We start from the raw sequence: 6728 nt of genomic DNA, 5'->3' as shown, positions 1-6728 counted from the left end.
GCCCGGCTTTCCCCCCTGGCACCCTGCTTGCCTCTGAAGTCAGGACGCGAAGTAACGCGTCCAAAGACAGACGCCGGAGGCGGACCCAGGTATGAGCGGACTTGGACAGGGCAGATGGTGGGCGGGCGTGCTCGGGCTGACGTTGCTGCTGAGCTGCCATGGCGGCGAGCAGCTCCAGGCGCCGCCGTCCACAGACGATGGGATTGACGAAGGGAACGAACCACCCCCCACCGAGCCACCCGGAGAGCCACCACCGGGCGAAGGTGAGGAGCCGCCGCCCGTGGGTGGAGAGGTTCCGGACTCGGGGACGCCCGTGGACCCACCCCCGGTGGAGCCCGACGCGGGCACGAACGGTCCCATGGACGGCGGCGACCCCATTCCTCCCGACAGCGCGAACTGGCGCTTCTGGGGTACCGCCGAGGGCGGCCCTCGCGAGGTCCTGGGTGTCACCCAGGACGAGGGAGGCAACATCTGGGTCGCGGGCGGCGAGGACGGCCTGTGCCTCCTGCGTCCGGGCGCCACCGCCCTGCGTTGCTACACCCTGGCGGACGGCCTGAAGCCGTGGGCGCCGTGGAAGGGCAAGGACCCGGCGCCCGAAGCGCGCTACCTCAAGGTCCTCTCGGTGACGGGTGGCCCCGCGGGCACCGTCTTCGTCGGCTATGAGGGCCGGCCCAACTGCGAGAGCGAGTTCTACAAGGCCCCCGGCGTGTTCGAGGACCCCGCCATCTTCAAGAGCGGTGACGCGGACCGCGTGGAGCTCCAGGCGGACGGAACGCTCCGCGTGGTGCACTACGACCTCCACTCTCCCGCGCACTCCGTGCCCGGCTATGGCCACCGCGAGAAGCTCTGCTCGGTGAACCGCATCGTCTGGGACAAGGCACGAAACAGCCTGTGGTTCGCGGCCAACCACGGCCTGGCGTGGGGCGAGCCCGACTACCAGGGCGGCGAGGCGTGCTCCAACGCCGAGGTCGTCGCCGCCAACGCGTGGGTCTACATGGGGGCCGAGAACCGCCAGCGCTGCAAGTTCGGCGTCATGGAGCACGTCCATCCCGCCATCGCGATGGGCGACGGCACCAGCGAGGCCAGCCGGCTCGCCGGAGACGTCTGGGGCGTGGCCGTGCGGCCCGACGGCGACGTCTGGCTGGGCACGCACATCCGGACCACGCGGTTCAAAATCATGACCAACGCCGTGGGCCACGTAGGCACCGGCGCGCCATGGAACTTCGAGGCGGCGCGCAAGCAGAGCGAGGAGAAGAAGCACGCCGCCAACCGCATCGACCTGTGGCCTGACGCCGTGGCCGAACCCCAGTTCCCCACCCACGCGCAGCGCAAGGACGACCTGGTGAGCGACCTGGCGCTGATGCCCGATGGCACCGTCTGGGTGTCCAGCTTCGAGTGGGGCCTGGCGAAGCTGAGCGACGCCGGGCTGGTGACGGGATACCTCTTGGAGGGCGACGGCGACCGCAACATCTCCTCGCTGGAGCTGGACCCGCGCGACGGCAGCCTCTGGATTGGCCACCTCTGGGGCAAGGGCCTGACGCGCATGCACCGCGAGGGGACGTTCGTCAGCCACAACCCGGCGCTCGGAGGGCTGTCCGCCCTGCCCGTCTGGGACATCCAGGTGGTGGGCAGCGGTGACGCGCGCAAGGTGCTGGTGGCCTTCAAGGCCCAGCGGGACGCGGCGGGCGCCATCGCCCGCCCCGGCGCCATCGGCATCTACAGCGGGAAGTAGGCAGACCGCCTGGCTGCCTCCCGGCCCACCAGGGGGCCCGGGAGGCACTTCCTTCGGCCAGGGCTGCCCCCGGCGGAGGGAAGCGTCAACTTGAGGGCACTCCGCGCCCGCGGGGGCATCTCCGCCCCGGCGGGGCGCTCAACGCATCGACGAACAGAGGAGCCACCATGTCGCTACTGGACAACATCCTGGGGAATCGTCGCAGCTCGGGCTTCGGTGGATGGAGCCGTGGCCGGAGCAGGTATGGACGCCGGGGCCACGGCGGTCATGGCCGCGGCCGGGCGGCCTCGAGCGGCGTGTTCGGCAGCTCGCTGGGCCGCATCGCCCTGGGCGGGCTGGCCGCGCTCGGCCTCCGGAAGGTGCTCGGAAACCGGCGCCCCTACGGCTACTAGCCGCGCCGCCGGGCAGGAAGCCCGCCTGCCCGGCCCCTCGACTGGAGTAGGGTTCCTCCCCGCTGGCATCCACCATAGGGAGGGCACACCCCATGCCGAAGGCGAAGTACGTCCTGGCCCTGGACCAGGGCACCACTGGAACGCACGTCTCCATCCTCGACACGAAGCTGCAGGTGGTCGGCCGCTCCTACAAGGAGTTCACCCAGCACTTCCCCAAGCCGTCCTGGGTGGAGCACGACCTGGATGAAATCTGGGCCAGCAGTGAATGGTGTATCGCCCGGGCGCTGAAGGACGCGGGCCTGCGCGGCAAGGACATCGCCGCCATCGGCATCACCAACCAGCGCGAGACGACGGGCCTGTGGATGCGCGGCAGCGGACAGCCGCTGTCCCACGCCATCGTCTGGCAGGACCGCCGCACCGCCGAGCAGTGCCGCCGGCTCAAGGAGCAGGGCGTGGAGCCGCGCGTGCGCGAGGTGACGGGGCTGGTGGTGGACCCGTACTTCTCCGGCACCAAGCTCACGTGGATGTTCAACCACCTGAAGGGCGCGCGCGCGAAGGCGGAGAAGGGCGACGTGTGCTTCGGCACCATCGACACCTGGCTCGTCTACAAGCTCACCGGCGGCGCGGCGCACGTCACCGACGTGTCCAACGCCAGCCGCACGCTGCTCATGGATTTGACGACGCTCCAGTGGAGCGACGAGATGCGTTCGCTGCTATCCGTCCCGGCCGCGTGCCTGCCGCAGATTCGCGGCTCCGCGGAGGTGTACGGCACCACGCGTGGCATGCGCAGCCTGCCGGACGGCATCCCCGTGGCGGGCATGGCGGGAGACCAGCAGTCCGCGCTCTTCGGCCAGGCGTGCTTCGATCCCGGCGAATCCAAGTGCACCTATGGCACCGGCGCCTTCCTGCTGATGAACACCGGCTCGGAGCCGGTGCGCTCGTCGACGGGCCTGCTCACCACCGTGGCGTGGCGGCTGGGCGGCACCGGCACCACCACGTACGCGCTGGAGGGCAGCAGCTTCATCGCCGGCGCGGCGGTGCAGTGGATGCGCGACGGGCTCAAGGTCATCAAGCGCGCGCCAGACATCGAGGCGCTGGCCGCCAGCGTGAAGGACTCCGGGGACGTCGTCTTCGTGCCCGCGCTGGCCGGCCTGGGCGCGCCACACTGGCGGCCCGAGGCGCGCGGCCTCTTCGCCGGCATCGACCGCTCCACCACCGTGGCCCACATGGCGCGCGCGGTGCTGGAGGGCATCGCGCTGCAGATTCATGACCTGGCGGAGGCCATGCGCCGCGACAGCGGGCGGGACATCCCCGTGTTCAAGGTGGACGGCGGCGCGGCGGCCAACAACCTCCTCATGCAGTTCCAGGCGGACGTGCTGGGCGTGCCGCTGGTGCGCCCGCGAAACCTGGAGACGACGAGCCTGGGCGCGGCCTTCCTCGGCGGCCTGGGCGCGGGCATCTGGGACAGCCCCGAGGCCATCCGCCGCGCGTGGAAGGCGGAGAAGACGTTCAAGCCGAAGATGAAGTCGGATGCCCGCGAGCGGCACTTGGCGAAGTGGAAGCGGGCCGTGGAGCGCGCGTGAGACAGGCCCCCCACGTCCTTCGGTTGCTGACGGCGCTGCTGGCGGTGGGCACCGGGGTGGGGTGCCCCATGGGCCCTTGCGAGGAGCACGCGCCCTCCCCTCTCTTCGACGGCGCCATGGTCGGCGTGGGCCAGCCGCAGGCGCTCACCGTCCACGGCGTCTTCAGCAGGTGTGGCGCCTCGCAGGACGAGCGGGCGCAGTCCGTCTCCGTGGAGGTGAGGGACCCTCAGAACCGCGTGCTCCCCGCCACCGCGAAGCTGGCGGGGCATGGGGCGTCCGCCGTCGTGCGGTTCACGCCGGAGCAGACGGGGCGCCATCACCTCGTCGTCTCCTTCTCTCCGGTGGGCAGCGTCCGCCAGTCCTCCCTCTACGTGGTGGAGGACCACAGCGCCCAGGCGCCCCTGGCGGATTTGTCCACCGTGGTGGAGTGCCCCAGCGTGGACCGGACGTCGTCGGGAACGTGGCTGTGCGGCAGCCAGGCGCTGCGCACGCCGGACCAGGAGCCCCAGCCCCTGGGTGACTACTTCGCCCCCGCCGTCGTGGCCGGCGACGTGGTGTGGGTGACGGAGGCCGGCCGGGTGCGCCGCTATGTCGACATGGGAAGCGGGCCCCTCGCGACCTCCGCCGATGCGCCCTTCCCCGCCACGGGCGCGCCCGCCGATGCGCCGCCCCATGCGCGGCTCGCCACCGCGACGGAGTTGCTGCTGCTGGATGAAACGCATCTGCACCGCTACGCCTTCTCGGAGGAGGAGGGGCTGCGCGCCATGGGCTCCACCCCCGTTCGCCCCTCGCGGCTGGCCACGTTCAGCGATGACCTCCCCTCGCTGCTGATGCGCGCGGGCGAGCGGCTTCTGGTGGTCCGCATCGCCGAGGCGCCAGCGCCCGCCACCCTGGCCATCCAGGCCTGCCCCTACCAGCTCGACGCCGCGGGCGCGCCGCGGCCCGTCCCCGACGAGCCCTGCCACAGCGTCCCCGGTCTGCCCGTGGGCCACGAAGAGGGGGTGTTGTGGGCGCGCGCCGCCTCCGGCACGCAGAACCTGGAGCTGCTCCGGTACTCGGCGGCGAGCGGCCGCCTGCGCCTGGACGGCGTCCTGGAGATGACCTCCTCCTTCCAGTTGCAGGGCGCCGAGCGTCTGCGGACGACGGGCTTCGGACTCCCCGTGGTGTCGCCGGCCGTCGGTGTCTCGAGGCCCTACGCCGTGCCCCGCTGGCGCGCGGAGACGGGCACCGTCGTCCTGGAGCTGCTGCCGTCTCCGGAAAGGCGCAAGCCTCCCTTCGTCGGTGGGCGCTACTTCCACCTGGAGCACTGGAACATTCTGTACGGCGTGAAAGTGTACGCGCGGCCGTCCACCCCATGACGATGGACGGCGGGTGTCTTCCCTCAAGCCTGGGAGCGGGTAGAAAGGCGGCCATGGCTTCCAGACCCACGCTGCTCGCACCCGAGGCGCTCCAGTCCTTCCTCTCGCAGCACACCGAGTGGAAGCACGAGGGCGGGATGATTCGCCGCACCTTCGAGACCCCCACCTTCCTCGCCGGCATCGCCTTCGTGGAGCAGGTGGCGCAGGCGGCGGAGAAGGCGGACCACCACCCGGACATCGACATCCGCTGGCGCAAGGTGACGCTGGCGCTCGTCACCCACGACGCCGGGGGCCTCACCGCCCGCGACACCGCGCTGGCCGCCGAGGCGGACCGCCTCTTCACGGAGGCCACGCGCGCTCGGTGAGTCCCTCCAGGTCGGTGGCGCGTCCGGCAGGACGCGGTGGCGGGGGGATGAAAGCGTTCGGGTGCGCGCTGGTACTGGGCGCCACATCCGCGGCATGGGCGCAGGAGACGCCCCCGCCGCTGGAGCCTCGCCCGGAGCGGCTGTACCTCAACCCCGGCGCGCTGCTGGGCTCCGCGCGCATGGTGGCGATGGGCGGCGCGTACGTGGGCATCGCCGAGGGCGCCGCGGGGCTGCCCAGCAACCTGGCCTCGCTGGCGCACCGGGGTCCGGCCTTGGAGAAGGACTGGGATTTGGGCGTCACCCTGTCCTGGTTGGACCTGCCCTTCACCGGCTCGCGCAAGCGGGACGTGGACAACGACGGGCAGCCCGACGAGTCCCACGACAGCCGGCAGTTGCTGGGCGGCCTGCTGCTCCAGTACAAGCGCTTCGGCATCGGCTTCGCGATGCGCAACAGCGTGGTGTCCTACTGCGCCACGGCCGCGTGCGCGGGGCCCGGTGAGCGCATCCGCGTGTCGCTCACGCAGTCGGTGCTGGCGGGGGCCATGTCCTTTGGCCAGGACGACTTCATCCTCGCGCTGGGCATCTACGCGGCGCAGGCCTCCTTCCGGCTGGACTCCGGAGGCACGGACCTGCGCTACGGCGACACGGGCGTGGCGGTGGACATCCTGTACCGGCCGCATGGGCGCCCGTGGCGCATGGGCGTGACGGTGCGGCCGGAGGTGGTGGGAGACTGGCGGCGCGAGCCGAACCAGCTCCCGGAGTTGGCGGGGCGGACCCTCTTCGGCGCGGTGGTGTCCCCCGCCGTGCTGTCCGTGGGCGCCAGTTGGCGGCTGGGCGAAGGCGCGGAGCGCTACAACCGGCTGTCTCCCGCGGCACGGCGGCAGCTCCTCGTGGAGGGAGACGCGCTGCCGGTGCCCGAAGCCGAGCCCCTGGACGCGCCCGCGGGCCGCTGGCTCATCAGCGCCCAGGTGGACCTCATCTCCAGCGTGGACAACGCGGTGCCCGCGCGCACCTTCGCGTCCACGGCGGACGAGGCCACGGTGGGCAAGGGCACCTCCTTCGCGCCGCGCATCGGCGTGGAGCATGACACGGTGCCGGGCATGATTCGGCTGCGGGCCGGCGCGTACGCGGAGCCGTCCCCGTTCGACAAGCGGCCCGCGCGCCCCCACGTCACCGGCGGATTCGAGGTGTTCGTCTTCCGCTACTGGGAGGACTGGTCCGTGACGGCCTCCTTCGACCTGGCGCGCCGCTACACCAACGTGGGCCTGTCCGTGGGCTTCTGGCGCTGAGGCACCTCG

6 protein-coding genes are annotated in these 6728 nt (G+C 71.8%); all 6 read left to right on the top strand.

The features are described 5' to 3' along the window. Positions 1–91 precede the first annotated feature (91 nt). The 6 genes from HNV26_RS00830 to HNV26_RS00805 all read left to right on the top strand — a co-directional run bounded on the left by HNV26_RS00830 (position 92) and on the right by HNV26_RS00805 (position 6719). Positions 92–1732: a hypothetical protein gene (locus HNV26_RS00830; protein ID WP_171441134.1), complete on the top strand. Its 1641-nt coding sequence runs from the start codon at positions 92–94 to the stop codon at positions 1730–1732. A 167-nt stretch (positions 1733–1899) separates the two neighbouring features. Then, positions 1900–2124 carry a hypothetical protein gene (locus HNV26_RS00825; protein ID WP_171441133.1) on the top strand — a complete coding sequence of 75 codons (225 nt, stop codon included), beginning with the start codon at positions 1900–1902 and terminating at the stop codon, positions 2122–2124. A gap of 92 nt (positions 2125–2216) precedes the next feature. Further along, positions 2217–3707 carry a glycerol kinase GlpK gene (gene glpK / locus HNV26_RS00820; protein WP_171441132.1) on the top strand — a complete coding sequence of 497 codons (1491 nt, stop codon included), beginning with the start codon at positions 2217–2219 and terminating at the stop codon, positions 3705–3707. Beyond that, complete coding sequence (locus HNV26_RS00815; RefSeq protein ID WP_366816714.1) at positions 3704–5065, top strand: hypothetical protein; 1362 nt, start codon at positions 3704–3706, stop codon at positions 5063–5065. Before glpK ends, HNV26_RS00815 begins: the two co-directional genes overlap by 4 nt. Before the next feature lie 53 nt (positions 5066–5118). Continuing rightward, positions 5119–5430, top strand: coding sequence for a 4a-hydroxytetrahydrobiopterin dehydratase (locus HNV26_RS00810; protein ID WP_171441130.1), 312 nt, complete (start codon positions 5119–5121; stop codon positions 5428–5430). 47 nt (positions 5431–5477) lie between these two features. Then, positions 5478–6719 carry a hypothetical protein gene (locus HNV26_RS00805; RefSeq protein WP_216611672.1) on the top strand — a complete coding sequence of 414 codons (1242 nt, stop codon included), beginning with the start codon at positions 5478–5480 and terminating at the stop codon, positions 6717–6719. Positions 6720–6728: the final 9 nt, after the last annotated feature.

Origin of the sequence: Myxococcus xanthus, from assembly GCF_013116825.1 — a bacterium.
In the GTDB taxonomy this organism is placed as follows: Bacteria; Myxococcota; Myxococcia; order Myxococcales; family Myxococcaceae; genus Myxococcus; species Myxococcus xanthus_B.
This window is presented reverse-complemented; position numbering and strand designations above follow the sequence as displayed.